The sequence below is a fragment of the Micromonospora sp. WMMD558 genome, assembly GCF_049315255.1.
GTDB lineage: Bacteria > Actinomycetota > Actinomycetes > Mycobacteriales > Micromonosporaceae > Micromonospora.
The window spans coordinates 5,004,363-5,018,761 of record NZ_CP186061.1 but is presented as its reverse complement, the minus strand read 5'-3'; the positions used below and the strand labels follow the sequence as shown (position 1 = coordinate 5,018,761).

18 protein-coding genes and 1 pseudogene are annotated in these 14,399 nt (G+C 73.6%); 11 read left to right on the top strand and 8 right to left on the bottom strand.

The genetic code is table 11. From position 1 onward, the window contains the following. Positions 1–258 precede the first annotated feature (258 nt). The 3 genes and pseudogenes from ACN26Y_RS23900 (at position 259) to ACN26Y_RS23890 (ending at position 2,836) form a co-directional block, all read left to right on the top strand. A complete protein-coding gene (locus ACN26Y_RS23900) occupies positions 259–843 on the top strand; it encodes a hypothetical protein (RefSeq protein ID WP_422733563.1) in 585 nt (194 codons plus the stop codon). 309 nt (positions 844–1,152) lie between these two features. Beyond that, positions 1,153–2,124, top strand: a complete 972-nt coding sequence (locus ACN26Y_RS23895) for a pirin family protein (RefSeq protein ID WP_155332432.1) — start codon at positions 1,153–1,155, stop codon at positions 2,122–2,124. 52 nt (positions 2,125–2,176) lie between these two features. Further along, positions 2,177–2,836: pseudogene (locus ACN26Y_RS23890) on the top strand (hypothetical protein). A 218-nt stretch (positions 2,837–3,054) separates the two neighbouring features. Here the strand turns inward: ACN26Y_RS23890 and ACN26Y_RS23885 are convergent. Further along, positions 3,055–3,696 (bottom strand): DUF1345 domain-containing protein, encoded by a 642-nt coding sequence (locus ACN26Y_RS23885; RefSeq protein ID WP_155332430.1) that lies wholly within the window; start codon positions 3,694–3,696, stop codon positions 3,055–3,057. Positions 3,697–3,714: 18 nt separating this feature from the next. Next, positions 3,715–4,020 (bottom strand): DUF2795 domain-containing protein, encoded by a 306-nt coding sequence (locus tag ACN26Y_RS23880; protein WP_422733562.1) that lies wholly within the window; start codon positions 4,018–4,020, stop codon positions 3,715–3,717. 115 nt (positions 4,021–4,135) lie between these two features. Here ACN26Y_RS23880 and ACN26Y_RS23875 point away from each other — a divergent pair, with 115 nt between their 5' ends. Then, positions 4,136–4,546, top strand: a complete 411-nt coding sequence (locus tag ACN26Y_RS23875; protein ID WP_422733561.1) for a DUF2267 domain-containing protein — start codon at positions 4,136–4,138, stop codon at positions 4,544–4,546. Between the two features lie 62 nt (positions 4,547–4,608). Here ACN26Y_RS23875 and ACN26Y_RS23870 read toward each other — a convergent pair whose 3' ends face one another. After that, positions 4,609–5,775, bottom strand: coding sequence for a CaiB/BaiF CoA transferase family protein (locus ACN26Y_RS23870; RefSeq protein WP_155332428.1), 1,167 nt, complete (start codon positions 5,773–5,775; stop codon positions 4,609–4,611). A gap of 297 nt (positions 5,776–6,072) precedes the next feature. Between ACN26Y_RS23870 and ACN26Y_RS23865 the strand changes: the two genes are divergently transcribed. From ACN26Y_RS23865 to ACN26Y_RS23845, 5 genes are all read left to right on the top strand, one after another. Next, entirely contained in the window at positions 6,073–7,086 is a 1,014-nt protein-coding gene (locus ACN26Y_RS23865) for a TerC/Alx family metal homeostasis membrane protein (RefSeq protein ID WP_422733560.1), read from the top strand. Between the two features lie 79 nt (positions 7,087–7,165). Then, on the top strand, positions 7,166–7,756 hold the full coding sequence (locus ACN26Y_RS23860) for a sulfite oxidase-like oxidoreductase (protein ID WP_230689095.1): 591 nt from the start codon (positions 7,166–7,168) through the stop codon (positions 7,754–7,756). Continuing rightward, a complete protein-coding gene (locus ACN26Y_RS23855) occupies positions 7,756–8,514 on the top strand; it encodes a ferredoxin reductase (RefSeq protein WP_155332425.1) in 759 nt (252 codons plus the stop codon). The genes ACN26Y_RS23860 and ACN26Y_RS23855 overlap by 1 nt, the downstream gene beginning before the upstream one ends. Positions 8,515–8,532: 18 nt before the next feature. After that, a complete protein-coding gene (locus ACN26Y_RS23850) occupies positions 8,533–8,826 on the top strand; it encodes a DUF6510 family protein (protein ID WP_155332424.1) in 294 nt (97 codons plus the stop codon). A 48-nt stretch (positions 8,827–8,874) separates the two neighbouring features. Continuing rightward, positions 8,875–9,393, top strand: coding sequence for a GNAT family N-acetyltransferase (locus ACN26Y_RS23845; RefSeq protein WP_155332423.1), 519 nt, complete (start codon positions 8,875–8,877; stop codon positions 9,391–9,393). Between the two features lie 36 nt (positions 9,394–9,429). Here ACN26Y_RS23845 and ACN26Y_RS23840 read toward each other — a convergent pair whose 3' ends face one another. Then, on the bottom strand, positions 9,430–9,591 hold the full coding sequence (locus tag ACN26Y_RS23840) for a hypothetical protein (protein WP_155332422.1): 162 nt from the start codon (positions 9,589–9,591) through the stop codon (positions 9,430–9,432). Positions 9,592–9,725: 134 nt separating this feature from the next. Here ACN26Y_RS23840 and ACN26Y_RS23835 point away from each other — a divergent pair, with 134 nt between their 5' ends. Then, entirely contained in the window at positions 9,726–11,024 is a 1,299-nt protein-coding gene (locus tag ACN26Y_RS23835) for an NAD(P)/FAD-dependent oxidoreductase (RefSeq protein ID WP_422733559.1), read from the top strand. Positions 11,025–11,069: 45 nt separating this feature from the next. Here the strand turns inward: ACN26Y_RS23835 and ACN26Y_RS23830 are convergent, their stop codons facing one another. Then, positions 11,070–11,849 carry a spermidine synthase gene (locus tag ACN26Y_RS23830; protein ID WP_422733558.1) on the bottom strand — a complete coding sequence of 260 codons (780 nt, stop codon included), beginning with the start codon at positions 11,847–11,849 and terminating at the stop codon, positions 11,070–11,072. An 89-nt stretch (positions 11,850–11,938) separates the two neighbouring features. Beyond that, on the bottom strand, positions 11,939–12,925 hold the full coding sequence (locus ACN26Y_RS23825; protein WP_422733557.1) for a DUF2267 domain-containing protein: 987 nt from the start codon (positions 12,923–12,925) through the stop codon (positions 11,939–11,941). Positions 12,926–13,174: 249 nt separating this feature from the next. Here ACN26Y_RS23825 and ACN26Y_RS23820 point away from each other — a divergent pair, with 249 nt between their 5' ends. After that, positions 13,175–13,489, top strand: a complete 315-nt coding sequence (locus ACN26Y_RS23820) for a hypothetical protein (protein ID WP_155332418.1) — start codon at positions 13,175–13,177, stop codon at positions 13,487–13,489. A gap of 85 nt (positions 13,490–13,574) precedes the next feature. Here the strand turns inward: ACN26Y_RS23820 and ACN26Y_RS23815 are convergent, their stop codons facing one another. Next, complete coding sequence (locus ACN26Y_RS23815) at positions 13,575–13,919, bottom strand: STAS domain-containing protein (RefSeq protein WP_196255678.1); 345 nt, start codon at positions 13,917–13,919, stop codon at positions 13,575–13,577. Positions 13,920–13,975: 56 nt separating this feature from the next. Next, a complete protein-coding gene (locus ACN26Y_RS23810) occupies positions 13,976–14,338 on the bottom strand; it encodes an STAS domain-containing protein (RefSeq protein ID WP_230688736.1) in 363 nt (120 codons plus the stop codon). Positions 14,339–14,399 lie beyond the last annotated feature (61 nt).

Here is a 14,399-nt window from a genome sequence, read left to right as displayed (position 1 = left end):
GCCGCCCACCCGAGCGGGTGGGGCATGGGTCCTCGGGCCCGGCCGGAATGATGGCGGGCCGGTGGTCGTTACATCTGGACCCGGCACCACGAGGGCCCCGGCCCCGGTTCGCCGGTCTTTCGATCACCACCTGCCCGCCCCCCTTGGGCCTGGTGGTCATCCCCTGAATGTCTGTGAGCGCCGGACGGTGCTTGCGTCACCACACCCCTTGTCCCCCCTTTGCGGGTGGGTGGCGTCTTCCCCCGAATGGAGCTTGTCATGAACTCGAAGCTGCTGCGTAAGAGCGTTCTGGGTGTTGCTGGTCTGGCCTTCGCCGGTGGCGTGGTCGCCGGCCCCGCCACCGCCGCCCCGTCGGTGGAGTCCAAGCCGGTCGCCGCCACGGTGCTGGCCGACAAGCCCGACACCGGCAAGCTGATTCCGCACGGTGTGCAGGGCAAGCAGTCCCGCATCGACCTGGACGACGAGCAGACCGCGAATGTGAAGGCGATCATCGCGGCGACGAAGAAGGCCGACATGGACGAGCGGGCCGCCGTGGTGGCCATCGCCACCGCGTTGCAGGAGTCGAAGCTGGTCAACCTGGGTCACCTGGGTGAGCGCAACGACCACGACTCGCAGGGCCTGTTCCAGCAGCGCCCCTCCAGCGGGTGGGGCACGGTCGAGCAGATCACCGACCCCGAATACTCCACGCTGGCGTTCCTGAAGGGTCTCAAGCAGGTCGACGGCTGGCAGGACATGCCGCTGACCAAGGCCGCCCAGACCGTGCAGGTGTCGGCCTACCCGTTCCACTACGCCCAGTGGGAGACCCAGGCCGCCGACCTCGTCGCCGAGCACTGGAACAACTGACCCACAGTCTTTCCTCGACAGGGGGAACCAAGCCGCTGGCCGGCACCCGAACCCGGGTGCCGGCCAGCGGCGTCTGTGCCGTAGGCGTCACCAACGGAGCCCAGCACGCGAGCCAACCCCAGCCCGATCCACCGACCGGGCAGCGCCCGCCCGTGGCTGCGGCCGTCGGAGCACGGCCGCCGTGGTCGTACGCCGGACGGCTGCTGGTGGCGGCGGGTTGCCCGTTCCGGAGCCGGGCCGGTCCGCGGGCGCCACCGCGGTGACGGTCACCTGGGGTTGAGCGCAGGTCGGTGGGCGTACAGTCGGGCCGTGGAGCGTACCGAGAAGATGCCGGCGGAGACCCGCCCACCTGGTGTGGCGACGGTGGATCCCGGCAGCGTGCTGCTGCCCGGCCACGACGTGCCGCTGGGGCGGTACACGACGGTGCGGCGGCTGCTTCCGCAGCGGCAGCGGCGACTCGTCGGGGCGTGGTGCTTCGTCGACCACTTCGGCCCGGACGACGTCGCCGAGCGGCCCGGCATGGAGGTGCCGCCGCACCCGCACACCGGCCTGCAGACGGTGACCTGGCTGCTGGACGGGGAGATCCTGCACCGCGACAGCCTCGGCAACGTGCAGCCGATCCGCCCGGGCCAGCTCAACGTGATGACCTCGGGGCACGGCATCGCCCACTCCGAACGGTCGCCGGCGCAGCATCCGCCCCTCATGCACGGCGTGCAGCTGTGGGTGGCGCTGCCGGACCCGGCGCGGGCCGGCGCGGCGGACTTCGCCCACCACGCGGAGCTGCCGCGCTGGCGCGACGACGACCTCGACGTGACCCTGCTGGTGGGCGAGCTGGCCGGCGAGCGCTCTCCGGCGGTGGTGCACACGCCGCTGCTGGGCGCGCAGCTCGAGCCGCGCGGCCCGGCGCCGGCCACGCTGCGGCTGCGCCCCGACTTCGAGTACGGGCTGCTGGCCATGTCCGGCGCCGCCGACGTGGACGGGGTGGGTCTGACCCCGGGGGCGCTGCTCTACCTGGGCACGGGGCGGGAGCGGCTGACCCTGCGCGGTGAGCCGGGAAGCAGGTTGCTGCTGCTCGGCGGCACGCCGTTCGACGAGCCGCTGGTGATGTGGTGGAACTTCGTCGGGCGTTCACACGAGGAGGTCGCCGCCGCCCGGGAGGACTGGATGGCCGGGCGCCGCTTCGGCGTGGTCGCCGACGACCCGGCGCCGCCGCTGCCCGCACCCGCGCTGCCCACCACCCGGCTGAAGGCCCGCGACCGCAGCGGCGGCGTGCACGGCTGAGCGGTCGTCGCCGGGCAGGCGTGGGCCGGCGCGGGACGGGTAGTCGCCGCCCATGCCGAGCATCTCCACCATCGAGGACAAGAAGCGCCTGGTCCGCCGGCTGGCCGGCGGCGGGCGAGGCTTCGCCGAGCAGTACGGCTTCCGGGTCACCAACAACCCGTCGAGCCTGTTCCAGATTCTGTGTCTCGCCGTGCTGCTGGCCCGGCGGGGCGATTTCCGGCGCGCCCTGGACAGCGCGCACGCCCTGCCCGCGAACGGGTAGGACAGCGCCGCGCGGCTGGCCCGTTCCCTGCACGCCGACCGGATGCGGGTGCTGCGGGAGAGCGGCCAGCGGGGGGACGTCGACGCCCTCGCCACGACCCTCGGCGATCTGGCGCGTACCGTCGTCGAGCGGTACCGCGGCGACCTGCGCCGGTTGCGGTCTCTCGCCCACCACGATCCGGCCCGGGAGCGGGCGCTGCTCACCGAGCTGCCCGGTGTGGACGGCACGGTGGCCGACCTCTTCCTTCGTGAGGCGCAGGCGCTGTGGCGGGAGGTGGCGCCGGTGGCCGACCGGCGCGCGCTGGTCGCGGCGCGGCGGCTCGGGCTGGGGCGCTCCGCCGACGACCTCGCCGGCCTCGCCGGCAGCGGCGAGTCGGAGCGGCTGGCCTGGCTGGTGGGCGCACTGGCCAGGGTGGATCTGGAGCAGCGGTACGCGGAACTGACGCGCTGACGCGACGTGCGCCAGCCCACAGTCATCCGGAATTTCCACCCGTTCGGGGGATGTCATGTCGTATGCTGAGCGCGGCAGAGATGCCCGCCCGGTTCGGGCGTAGGGCAACTGCCTGGTGAGCGCGATCCGGTTCGGGCGCGCAGACCACCGGGACAGGTCCGTGTATGGCGCCCCAGGTCGCGGTTCGCGGCCCGGGGCGCCGGCCTGTCCGGGCCGGCTCACCTCGGCAAACTGACCAGCAGGTTCACGATCGCCGCGACGACGAACGCCCCGAACAGGTACGACACCATCGAGTGCCGCAGCACGGTCCGGCGCATCTCGATGCTGGTAATCGTCGTGTCCGACACCTGGAAGGTCGCACCGACGGTGAACGCGAGGTACGCGAAGTCCGTGTAGCAGGGCGGGCCGGTCTGGCTGAACTCGATTCCGCCGGCGTCGTCCATGTAGTAGAGCCGGGCGTACCGCGCGGCGAAGACGGTGTGCACCACGAACCACGACAGCAGCACGCTCAGCACACCCACACCGCCGAAGGCGTCCCGGACCGCCCGGGTGGGCGCGCTGTGCGCGGTGGTCACCACGAACCCGATCGCCAGCAGGCTGGCCACGCACGCCACCAGCAACAGCACGTCCCGTACGGCCCGGTTCGGGTCCTCGCGCAGCGAGAGCCGCGCGGTGTCCTCGGCGTCCAGCGGCCACAGCTTGTGCCACACCAGCACCAGCCACGTCAACGCGGCGGCGTCCCACCCGATCAGGGGGGCGAGGGTCTCCATGCCGAGCGCCACGCTGACGGCACCAGTCACCACGCCGACCACGCCCATGACGGTGAGCTGGACCGCGGCCGGCGGGTGCCCGTCCGGCATCCGCACCTTACGTACGCGTCAGATGCTGCGCAGGTGCTGCGACACCCGTTGGTGCCGCTCCCTCGCCTGCGCGGCGCGCTGGGAGGGGCCGACCTCCGGGGCGGCCTCGATGCCCGCGGAGCGGGCCACCTCGTTGCCGTTGGCGTAGTCGACCTGGGGCGGCAGGGCACGCAGGGCGCGCAGCACGTCCGGCGGGGCGCCCTCCCGTTCGGCCTCGCGTACCACGTCGTCCTTCTCCGCCGGGTAGTCCAGGCTCGACAGGTACTGCAGCACGTCGGCGTACGTCGCCATGATGGTGAGCTCCTCCGGCATCGATCCGGTCACGACCGGCGGCGGTTACCCGTCCGGGCCGGACTCACGCCCCCGACCGGCGGGTAACCGGGCCGTTTTCCGGGCCGGGTTGCGGGTACCCGCGGGGCCGGATTCCGAGGGAGTACGCATGAACTACGACACCTTCATCGACCGGGTCGCGCAGCGCACCCGTACCCCGTCCGAGCAGGCGGTGGAGCTGACCCGGGCGACGCTGGAGACCCTGGCGGAGCGGCTGACCGGCGGGGAGGTGCTGGACCTGGCCGTGCAGCTGCCCCGCCCGTTGCAGCTGGTGCTGAAGCCGGGCCCGGACAACGAGTCGGCGCAGCGCGTCGGGGCGGCGGAGTTCGTGACCCGGGTGGCGGCGCGGGCGCACGTGGACGAGTCGACCGCCCGGGACGCGGTGCGGGCGGTGTTCACCACGTTGCGGGAGGCGATCAGCGGCGGCGAGTTCGACGACGTGGTGGTGCAACTGCCCCGCGACTACCGGGACATGGTGGAGCCGGCACTCGCCCCGGGCGCGACGCTGCGCCGGCCCTGACGGCTGTTAACAAGGACCCCTTCCACTACCGCAGGCGTTAACAGGGGGCCCTTCCTTACACCTCAGGCGATTGCGCCGCTGGTGCGGAGGGCGGCGATCCGGTCGGCGTCGAAGCCGGCTCCGGCCAGCAGTTCGTCGGTGTGCTCGCCCGGCTGCGGCGGTGGGCGACGCAGCGCCGTCGGGGTGCCGGAGAAGCGCGGAGCGGGCGCCGGCTGCGTCGCACCGTCCCGCTCGACGAACGTGCCGCGCGCGGCCAGGTGCGGGTGTGCCGGGGCCTCGGCCCAGTCCAGCACGGGGGCCACGCAGGCGTCCGAGTCGGCGAGCAGCGCCGCCCACTCGTCGCGGGTCCGGGTCCGGAACAGCCGCGCCCACGCCTGCCGCAGCGCCGGCCAGTTCGCCGGGTCGGTGCGGTCCAGTGCCTCGTCGCCGGGCAGCGGGAAGCCGGTCCGCCGCACCAACTCGTCGTAGAAGCGCTGCTCCAGCGCGCCCACCGCGACGTGCCTGCCGTCGGCGCACTCGTACGTGTCGTAGAACGGCGCGCCGCCGTCGAGCAGGTTCACGCCGCGCGGGTCCTGCCACATGCCCAGCCGCCGCAACGCGTGGATCTGGGTGCTGAGCACCGACACGCCGTCCACGATGGCCGCGTCCACCACCTGGCCCGGGGCGCCGCCGCGCGCCGCGTACAGGGCGCTGACCAGGCCCAGGGCCAGCATCATCCCGCCGCCGCCGAAGTCGCCGAGCAGGTTCATCGGCGGCACCGGCCGCTCGCCGGCCCGCCCCATGCCGTGCAGCGCCCCGGTCAGCGCGACGTAGCCGATGTCGTGCCCCGCGTACGGGGCGGCCGGGCCGTCCTGTCCCCAGCCGGTCATCCGCCCGTACACCAGGCGCGGGTTGACCGCGTGGCAGTCCGCCGGCCCGAGGCCCAGCCGCTCGGTCACGCCCGGCCGGAAGCCCTCGATCAGCGCGTCCGCCCCGGCCGCCAGCGCGAGCACCACGTCCCGGCCGTCCGGTGACTTCAGGTCGACCGCGATCGAGCGGCGGCCGCGGTTGAGCAGGTCCGGGTGCGGGCTGCCGAACGCGGACGGGTCCACGTCGGTCACCCGGTCCACGCGGACCACGTCCGCGCCCAGGTCGGCCAGCATCATCGCGGTGAACGGTCCCGGCCCGATCCCGGCCAGCTCGATCACCCGTACGCCGGCGAGGGGGCCGGCTGGGACGTCCTCGGTCACCGGGCCACGATAGGCGGTCCGGTGTTTGCGCGGTCAAGGGGCCGGGAACGCGACCGGGTGGACGGGAAGGTGGCCGACGACCGGATCGGGGTGGCCCTGCCGCACGGTGATCCGCCGGGCTCGGGGCGTACCGCGCTTGGCGGTCGGAAACCGGCTGACCTAACCTTGTGCCACGAGGGGAGTACTTCCCACGAACCATGCCGGTCAGTACGGCGTGCCCGGAGCACGCCTCGGGTGGTTGCCCACGAAAGCGGGTGAAGGAGACCTCGAGCATGACACCGTGTTCGAGGAGGCTCCATGACTGAGTTGCACCTTTTCGCCGATCTCCAGTCGGTCGGCACTCCTACGCTGTGGGCCGTCACCATCGCCGGCGTGCTCGCGCTCCTGGTGCTCGACTTCCTGGTGACCCGGCGACCGCACGAGGTGTCGCTGCGGGAGGCGCTCGGCTGGTCGGCGTTCTACATCGCCCTGCCGCTGGCCTTCGGCGCGTGGATCTGGTCCCGGTACGGGTCGAAACAGGGCATCGACTACCTCACCGGTTACCTGGTCGAAAAGTCGCTGTCGGTCGACAACCTGTTCGTCTTCATGCTGCTGCTGGCCGCCTTCGCGGTGCCCGCCGTGCTCGCCCAGCGGGTTCTGCTCTACGGCATCGCCGGCGCGCTCGTGCTCCGGGCGATCTTCATCGCCCTCGGCGCCGCCGCCCTGCAGACGCTCGACTTCGCCTTCCTGCTCTTCGCCGCCATCCTGCTGGTCACCGCCGTGAAGCTGCTGCGGGACGCGCTCTCCGGCCACCAGCAGGAGGTCGACATCAACAAGATGCGCTCGGTGCGTCTGCTGCGGAGGTTCATGCCGGTCACCGAGGACTACCACGGCACGAGGATGACCGTCCGCATCGACGGCCGGCGGACGCTCACGCCGCTGGCCCTCGTGGTGGTGGCGGTGCTCGCCACGGACGTGGTGTTCGCCGTCGACTCGGTGCCCGCCGTCTACGGCATCACCGAGGACCCGTACCTGGTCTTCGCCACCAACGCGTTCGCCCTGCTGGGCCTGCGGGCGCTCTACTTCGTCCTGCACGCCGCGCTGAGCCGGCTGGTCCACCTCACCTACGGCCTGTCGATCATCCTCGGCTTCATCGGTGTCAAGCTGGCCCTGCACTGGGCGCACGGCATCTGGGCTGGCGTGCCGGAGATCCCCACGCCGATCTCCCTCGCCGTGATCGTCGTGGTGCTCGTGGTGGTCACCCTCACCAGCCTGCGCGCCACCCGCGAGCGCACACCGGGCGAGCGGGAGATCGTCGTCGAGCGCCGGTGACGGTCACCCGCCGCGGGTCCCTTCCCCCGAGCGGGCACGGACCCCCCGCCCGGGGTGGTAGGACTGACGGGTGGGAATCGTGTCACCGGGCTTCCAGGGCCGGCCCCGCTCGGCGGAGCCGGCCCTGCCGCCGGGCCAGTACCTGACCGAGGACTTCCCGGTGCTGTCGGCCGGCCCGACCCCGAAGGTGCCCCTGGACACCTGGGAGTTCGTCATCACCGCCGAGACCGGCGTCGAGTACCGGTGGACGTGGGACGAGATGATGGCCCTGCCGCAGGAGACGGTGACCGTCGACATCCACTGCGTGACCCGCTGGTCCAAGCGCGACACCGACTGGCGGGGCGTCTCCCTGGACACGCTGCTCGGCGGCGTCGACACCGCCGCCCACTACGCGCTGGCCCACTCGTACGGCGGCTACACGACCAACCTGCCCCTGGCCGACCTGCGCGGCGCGCGGGCCTGGGTGGCGCACACGTACGACGGGGGGCCGCTGCACGCCGAGCACGGGGGGCCGGCCCGGCTGCTGGTGCCGCACCTGTACTTCTGGAAGTCCGCGAAGTGGGTGCGCGGCATCCGGCTGGGCACCACCGACCAGCCCGGGTTCTGGGAGACCGCCGGCTACCACGACTACGGCGACCCGTGGCGTGAGCAGCGGTACCAGGGCGACTGATGGCGGCACCGACGGCGGGCGCCCGGGTCGCCCCGCTGACCTGGCGGGTGGGCCGCCTCGTCGAGCGCCGGACGGAGACGCCGACCGCGCAGACCCTCGTCCTGGAGGTCCCCGGCTGGCCGGGGCACCTCGCCGGGCAGCACCTCGACGTGCGGCTCACCGCCGAGGACGGCTACCAGGCGGCCCGGTCGTACTCGCTGGCCGGGCCCGCCGACGGGGACCGGATCGAGCTGACCGTGCAGCGGGTGCCCGACGGCGAGGTGTCGCCGTACCTCATCGACACGTACGCCGTGGGTGACCCGGTGGAGGTGCGCGGCCCGGTCGGCGGCTGGTTCGTGTGGCGGCCGGCGGAGACCGCGCCGGTGCTGCTGGTGGGGGGCGGGTCGGGGGTCGTGCCGTTGATGGCGATGGTCCGGGCCCGGCGCGCCGCCGGCAGCCGCGCGCCGTTCCGGCTGCTCTACTCCGTCCGCACGCCGGTGGACGTCTTCTACGCCGACGAGCTGCGCCGCCGGGTCCGCGACGACTTCGGCCTCGACGTGGCGTACGTGTACACCCGGGAGGCCCCGGAGGGCTGGCGGGGGGAGCCGCACCGCATCGGCCTCGCCGACGTCAACAGCCACGGCTGGCCACCCGACCTGCAACCGCTGTGCTACGTCTGCGGCCCGACCGGCTTCGTGGAGACGGTCGCCGACCTGCTGGTCGGCCTGGGACACGAGACCCGCCGGGTGCGGACCGAACGGTTCGGGCCGACCGGCTGACCCGCCGAGAGGGAAACCATGACCGAGATGTCCTACCTGGACGGCAACATGCTGGACGGGCCGCTGCGGGAACTGTTCGCGGTCGACCTGAGCTCCGCCACCGGCCGCTGCGAGAACTGCGGGATGGTCGGCCCGTTGGCCACGCTCCAGGTGTGGTCGCACGCCCCCGGCCTGGTGGCGCGCTGCCCGAACTGCACCGCGGTGATGCTGCGCCTGGTGCGCGCCCCCGATCGCGCCTGGCTGGACCTGCGGGGCAGCACCTTCCTCCAGGTGCCGATGCCGCTCGACCAGCCGCACCCGCGTCCGCTCTGACCGACGCCGGGTGGACACCGGCGCGACGAGCGGCCAGAGTGGGGCGCCGTGAGGTACCTGTGCAGCGACGGGCGGGTGGGCATCCGCCGTCCCCGTCCCACCGACGAGGCCGAGTTCGTCGCCGCCGCCCGCCGCAGCCGCGAACTGCACCACCCCTGGCTGTCCGCGCCCGACGACGCGTCGGCGTACGCCGCGTACCTCGCGAAGCTGCGCCGCCAGGACCACTCCGGCTACCTGATCTGCGACCGCGCGAGCGGCGCCATCGCCGGGTACGCGAACATCAGCGGCATCATCCTGGGCGCGTTGCGCGGCGGCTTCCTCGGCTACGCGGCCTTCCTGCCGTACAGCGGCACCGGGCACGCCTCGGCCGGGATCGGCCTGGTGGTGCGGCACGCGTTCACCGCGCTCGGACTGCACCGGCTGGAGGCCAACATCCAGCCGGGCAACGAGGCGTCCCGCCGGGTGGCCCGCAAGCTCGGCTTCCGGCTGGAGGGCTACTCGCCCGACTACCTCTACGTCGACGGGGCGTGGCGGGACCACGAGCGCTGGGCGATCACCGCGCCCTGACCTCGCTGGTCCGGCCTCCGGGAAGGCCGGACCGGGTCACCGACCGGGACCGCGGGCTTCGCGGCGCTGCCCTCCCAGGCTCTCGATGTGGCCCTCCTTGTGCTTCACCCGCCGGCGCTGGCGCGGGGTGAGCTGCGTACGGCCGCTCTGCCGCAGGTACGTCGGCACCCGCCGGTCGTTCGGTGTCGGCTCGCTCATGCGGCGCTCCCTTCCCGTCTCGTGGTGGAACAAGGGTGCGCCCCCCTCGGGTGAGTCGTCCTCACCCGGGACGGGTGAGGACGAGCGCCCGACCGGCACGTTTGTCCCGGGTGTCGGTGGGAACGGCAGCGGGCATGACGAAGCCTCGTGTGGTGATCGTGGGGGCCGGGTTCGCCGGGTACCACGCGGCGAAGACGCTCAGCCGCCTGGCGAAGGACCGGGCCGAGATCGTCCTGCTGAACGCGACCGACTACTTCCTCTACCTGCCGTTGCTGCCCGAGGTCGCCGCCGGCGTGGTGGAGCCGCGACGGCTCTCCGTGCCGCTGACCGGCACCCTCGACGGGGTCCGCGTCGTCATCGGCGAGGCCGACCACGTCGACCTCCAGAACCGCTGGGTCGGCTTCACCCAGCCGGAGGGGGAGCGCAACCGGATCGCGTACGACCGTCTCGTGCTCGCCGTCGGCAGCGTCAACAAGCTGCTGCCCATCCCCGGGGTGACCGAGTACGCCACCGGCTTCCGCAGCCTGCCCGAGGCCGTCTACCTGCACGACCACGTCGTGCGGCAGATCGAGCTGGCCGAGCAGGCCACCGACCCGGCCGAGCAGCGTGCGCGGGCCACCTTCGTGGTGGTGGGGGCCGGCTACACCGGCACCGAGGTGGCCGCCCACGGGCAACTCTTCACCGACCGGCTGTCCGCGCAACGACCCCGCCTCAAGATCCGGCCCCGGTGGATGCTGCTCGACGTGGCGTCCCGGGCGCTGCCCGAGCTGGACAGGAAGATGTCGGACACCGCCCACCGGGTCCTCGACCGGCGCGGCGTCGACGTGCGCATGGGCACGTCGGTGGGCGTCGCCACCGCCGACGGGGTGAAGCTCACCGACGGCGACTACATCCCCACCTGCACGCTGGTCTGGTGCGTGGGCGTCCGCCCGGACCCGTTCGTCGCCCAGCTCGGCCTGCGCACCGAGAAGGGCCGCCTGGTGACCGACGAGTACCTCACCGTCCCCGGCTTCCCCGAGGTGTACGCGTGCGGCGACGCCGCCGCGGTGCCCGACGTGACCCGGCCCGGGGAGGTCTGCACGATGACCGCGCAGCACGCGCAGCGGCAGGGCAAACTCGTCGCCCACAACATCGCGGCGTCGTACGGGCAGGGCAAGCGCAAGCCGTACAAGCACCACGACCTGGGCTGGGTGGTCGACCTCGGCGGACGGGACGCCGCCGCCAACCCGCTGCACGTGCCCCTGTCCGGGCTGCCCGCCAAGGCGGTCACCCGCGGCTACCACCTGCTCGCGATGCCGGGCAACCGCGCCCGGGTGGCCTCCGACTGGGTGCTCGACGCGACGCTGGCCCGCCCCGCGGTGCAGCTGGGCCTGGTGCCCGCCAACGCCGTGCCGCTGGAGAGCAGCTCACCGGAGATCCCCGCCCGCGTGTAAGGAAGGGCCCCCTCTTAACGCCTCGCGTTGTAAAGGGGTCCCTTCCTAACCGCCGGCCGGGTCGGTGCGGGGGTGGGCGCCCGCGACGAAGGCGTCGAGTGCCGGGCCGTGCAGCACCCCGCCCGGCACCGGGTCGCGCAGCGCGCGTGCCACCAGGCGCGGCACCGGCAGCCGGCCGGGACGCCGCCCGGCGGCGAGCACGAGATTGCCGTACCGCCGACCGCGCAGCATCCGCCGGTCGGCGACGAGGCACACGTCGGCGAACACCGCCCGCAGTGTCGCGGCCTGCACGCGGGCGTGGACCAGCGGGGGAAGGTCGGTGACGTTGACCAGGTGGATGCCGTCCGGGCGCAGCACGCGGGCCACCTCGGCGGCGAACCCCACCGTGGTGACGTGCGGCGGCATCCGGGCCGCCCGGTAGATGTCGGCCAGCACCAGGTCGTACGCGCCGTCGGGGGCGGCGCTGACCGCCTCGCGGGCGTCGGCCACGTGGATCTCGACCGGCGGGGGCGGGAGTTCCCGCGTCACCAGCTCGACGACCGCCCGGTCCCGCTCGACGACCACCTGTGTCGACCCGGGCCGGGTCGCCGCGAGGTAGCGCGGCAGCGTCAGCGCGCCGCCGCCGAGGTGCAGCGCCCGCACCGGCCGGCCGGCGGGTGCGGCCAGGTCGATCACGGCGGCCATCCGGCGGACGTACTCGAAGTGCAGGTACCGCGGATCGGCGACGTCCACGTACGACTGCTCGACGCCGGCGGCGAGGAGGGTGCGCCCGGTGGGCCGGGCCGGGTCGACGACCAGTTCGAGCCGGTCGTCGGGGGCGTCCATGAGAGGCCAGGCTAGCCCATGCCGAGCGGCGTGCCGCGCAGCGCCGGCGCCGGCCGGCGAGGCGGGAGCCCGCCGGCCGGCGAACGCGGTCAGCCGCTGTTCATCCCGGCGCCCACCTCGTCGATCGCGTCGTCGACGGCGTGCGCCAGGTCGACGTCGGGGGCGGTCACCGAGCGGTCCTGCCGGGACCGGACGGTCGCCACGGTCACGAGGGCGGTGTTGCCGTCCGGCCGGGCGATCCGCGGTCCGCGACCGGTCTGCTGCTTGAGCAGGTCGAGGCGGTCGAGTACGCGGTCGAGATTGTCCGCCGGCAACACCACCGTCCGCGACAGCCCGTTCACGTCACCGGACCAGTACGGCAGATCGGCCAGCGCCTCGCGCACCTCCGCCTCGCCGAGCGGAGGTGTCGAGGTGGTGGCGCCCACCAGACCGCCCCCGGGCTCAGGTGGGGCGAGCAGGTCCCGCAATCCGTCCGGGACGTGCAGTGACTCGACCAGGTCACCGTCCCGGTCGGCCAGCGCGGCGAGGGTCGCCTCGGCCTGGTAGCGGGCCTGTTCCGGGGTACGGCCGCTGAGCCGGCCCACCTCGGCCAGGAAACCGGGCAGGTCGGCGTGGCTCTCGACACCGTCGACCGGCGTGACGTCGTGCAGGGACATCGGCACCGCGTCCAGCAGCCGACGGCGCTCCGCCTCACCGAGCGCCCAGGCCAGAACCAGCACGGTCGCCTCCGCTCCCACCTTCGCGGTCCGGAAATCCACCCCGGCCCGGCGGCCCACGTCGTCGACGAGTTCGCGGTAGCCGATGGTGGTCACTCCCGGGGAGGCCGTACCGGGGTCCGCCATCGGCCGGGGGTTCTCCGGGATGCCGGTCGGGGGCGGTGCGGGACCACCGCGCGTAGCGTCCGGTTTGCGACGACCCGCCGGGGGCGGCCCGTTCCGTCGTCCCTGGTCGAGGCTGGTCAACTGCTTCGACGCGCTCAGGCTGGCACCGGTCTCGCTGGGCCGCATGCCGCGTTCCCGGGCCTGGCGGGCCAGGGCGCGGCGGCGCTGGCTGTCGCCCTCCATCTGCTTGCGCATGGTGACACCTCGCTTCCGCTGGTGTTCCCTCGCTTTCCAGCCGGTCGCCTTCCCGCCGCCGCCGACCACGAAACGGACGCCGCCGGCCACGAAAGGGACACGCCGCCGGCCACGAAAGGGACAAGCGGCCGGCCCGGCCCGACCGGGTACGAGCTTCATCCAACGTGGGTGAGGGACGGTCACCCGCCCGGGCCGGACGATCGCAGCGGACCGGGAACCTCCGAGGCACACCCGGAAGGGAAGGTCGTGATGAAGAGGATCGTCGAGATCGTCCCCGCCCGACCCGGCTGGTACGCGCGCTGGCAGCTCGCCCCCGGCGACACGCGCTGCTACCCGGTCAGCCTGTGGGCGCTGCTGGAGGAGGCCGACGGCACCGGCCGCGAGGTGATCGGCGTGGACTGTGTCGGGCAGTGGCCCGGGGCGGACGACAACGAGGCGGGTGGGGAGTTCGTCCGCTACCTCTTCCAGACCCCCGATTCCGGCGCGCCCGACGACGTCGAGCCGCCACCGGACGTGCCCGAGCGGGCGACCGGACCCCGCCGGCAGGCGGTGCCCGCACCCTGAGCATCACTCCGGCCCCCGGCCCCTGGTCCCAGGGTCGGGGGCCATCCCCCGGGCGGCGCGACCCGGCCGCTTGCGCAGGCCGCGGTCAGCCGGCCTCGCGCAGGTCGTCGTCCCCGGTCCGCTCGACGGCCAGCAGCTCGACCAGGCCGGTGCGGTCCAGCAGGTTCTGAAGTTGTGGGCTCACGCCGGCCAGGCGGACCGGGCCGGTGCCGGCGCGGTGCACCACCACCAGGGCGCTCAGGCCGGACGAGTCGCAGAGGCCGACCCCGCCCAGGTCGATCAGAAGCTCGTGGTGGCCGTCCCGGCGCGCCTCGGCGGCCGCCTCGACGAGCTCCGGCGCGGTCTCGAAATCCAGGTCGCCGGTCAACCGGAGCCGGGCGCATCCGGCGTCGAGCCGGGTCACCTCGATCGTCAACAGCCGCGGCCCCATGCCTCCATGTTCCCAGTCGCGCACCGATTGGCAACTGTCGGGGCGGCGTCGGCGATTCACGCCGGGGCGGTCGGTTGTTCCGCGGGGTCGTCCGTGGCGGGGCCGCTGTCGGTGATCGGACGCGCGAGCAGGCCCGTGACGCCGGTCAGGTCGAGGATCGTCGCCAGGAACCGGGGCACCGTGCGCAGTTCGAGGACCGTGCCGCCGGCCTGCCCCTCCCGCCACGCGTGCACGATGACGCCCAGGCCGGTGCTGTCGATGAAGCACAGGTCGGCGAAGTCGAGGACGAGGGTGGCCGGGACTTCGGCGAGGACTCGGTCGACCTCGGTCCGCAGCGGGGCGGCGGTCGTGTACGCGAGGTCGCCGGCGACCCGGATGAGCGGGGCGTCCGGATCCGACCGATCGACGGTCATGCTCATCGGCGCGGGCTCCGGGTTCCTCCCATGGCCTAGCACGATCACGCCTTTCCGCAGGCTGCCG

Excerpts from the sequence above, each read along its gene's own strand:
- ACN26Y_RS23900 (WP_422733563.1), top strand. The coding sequence starts at position 259 with ATGAACTCGAAGCTGCTGCGTAAGAGCGTTCTGGGTGTTGCTGGTCTG.
- ACN26Y_RS23885 (WP_155332430.1), bottom strand. The coding sequence starts at position 3,696 with ATGCCGGACGGGCACCCGCCGGCCGCGGTCCAGCTCACCGTCATGGGC.
- ACN26Y_RS23875 (WP_422733561.1), top strand. The coding sequence starts at position 4,136 with ATGAACTACGACACCTTCATCGACCGGGTCGCGCAGCGCACCCGTACC.
- ACN26Y_RS23865 (WP_422733560.1), top strand. The coding sequence starts at position 6,073 with ATGACTGAGTTGCACCTTTTCGCCGATCTCCAGTCGGTCGGCACTCCT.
- ACN26Y_RS23855 (WP_155332425.1), top strand. The coding sequence starts at position 7,756 with ATGGCGGCACCGACGGCGGGCGCCCGGGTCGCCCCGCTGACCTGGCGG.
- ACN26Y_RS23850 (WP_155332424.1), top strand. The coding sequence starts at position 8,533 with ATGACCGAGATGTCCTACCTGGACGGCAACATGCTGGACGGGCCGCTG.
- ACN26Y_RS23840 (WP_155332422.1), bottom strand. The coding sequence starts at position 9,591 with ATGAGCGAGCCGACACCGAACGACCGGCGGGTGCCGACGTACCTGCGG.
- ACN26Y_RS23835 (WP_422733559.1), top strand. The coding sequence starts at position 9,726 with ATGACGAAGCCTCGTGTGGTGATCGTGGGGGCCGGGTTCGCCGGGTAC.
- ACN26Y_RS23830 (WP_422733558.1), bottom strand. The coding sequence starts at position 11,849 with ATGGACGCCCCCGACGACCGGCTCGAACTGGTCGTCGACCCGGCCCGG.
- ACN26Y_RS23825 (WP_422733557.1), bottom strand. The coding sequence starts at position 12,925 with ATGCGCAAGCAGATGGAGGGCGACAGCCAGCGCCGCCGCGCCCTGGCC.
- ACN26Y_RS23820 (WP_155332418.1), top strand. The coding sequence starts at position 13,175 with ATGAAGAGGATCGTCGAGATCGTCCCCGCCCGACCCGGCTGGTACGCG.
- ACN26Y_RS23815 (WP_196255678.1), bottom strand. The coding sequence starts at position 13,919 with ATGGGGCCGCGGCTGTTGACGATCGAGGTGACCCGGCTCGACGCCGGA.
- ACN26Y_RS23810 (WP_230688736.1), bottom strand. The coding sequence starts at position 14,338 with ATGAGCATGACCGTCGATCGGTCGGATCCGGACGCCCCGCTCATCCGG.